This is a genomic window from Citrobacter sp. T1.2D-1 (assembly GCF_950098555.1).
In the GTDB taxonomy this organism is placed as follows: Bacteria; Pseudomonadota; Gammaproteobacteria; order Enterobacterales; family Enterobacteriaceae; genus Citrobacter_A; species Citrobacter_A telavivensis.
This window is the reverse complement of the sequence record NZ_CATNHH010000039.1, coordinates 1-452: the sequence shown is the minus strand read 5'-3', so window position 1 is coordinate 452 and position 452 is coordinate 1. Positions and strand designations below refer to the sequence as shown.

The window sequence follows — 452 nt, the reverse complement described above, 5'->3', positions numbered from 1 at the left end:
ATTATGAGTAATCCGGATCATAAGCTCAATCCCTAGCTGGATGCAGAGCGGTTGGGGTGATATTGAGGTGGAAGATCTTAGCCGCTGAGGGCAGGATGCGCTTACCCGTCGCCAGCACCGTCCCATCAGGATGCCAAGCCATACACGTGACGGCCTTGCGTCCCGAATCTATAGCTTTATGACTCATGACCAAGGGTTTTTGCCGGCTGACAAGCGCACGGCCACTCGACGAGGATTTGAACTTGTCTTTGGTCGGCGAGTCGGGGTGGAAATCCCACATTCTGGCTGTGCCGTCTCCAGAGCCGGTAGCTAGGACGTCGATGTTTCTTGGGTTCCAGGATAGGCAGGAGATCTAGCGGAAGTCAAAGAGTCAAGTGTCAGCTAGCTTTCGTGGTGCAGCGAACCACAGCTCGACAAGTGCAGGATTGCACGGCTTTGGGTCCGGGGTAGAT

General features: G+C 54.9%; 1 protein-coding gene. It reads right to left on the bottom strand.

Annotation, left to right across the window (positions count from 1 at the left end):
• Positions 1-25: 25 nt before the first annotated feature.
• A complete protein-coding gene (locus QQZ17_RS26495) occupies positions 26-352 on the bottom strand; it encodes a hypothetical protein (RefSeq protein ID WP_446715183.1) in 327 nt (108 codons plus the stop codon).
• Positions 353-452: the final 100 nt, after the last annotated feature.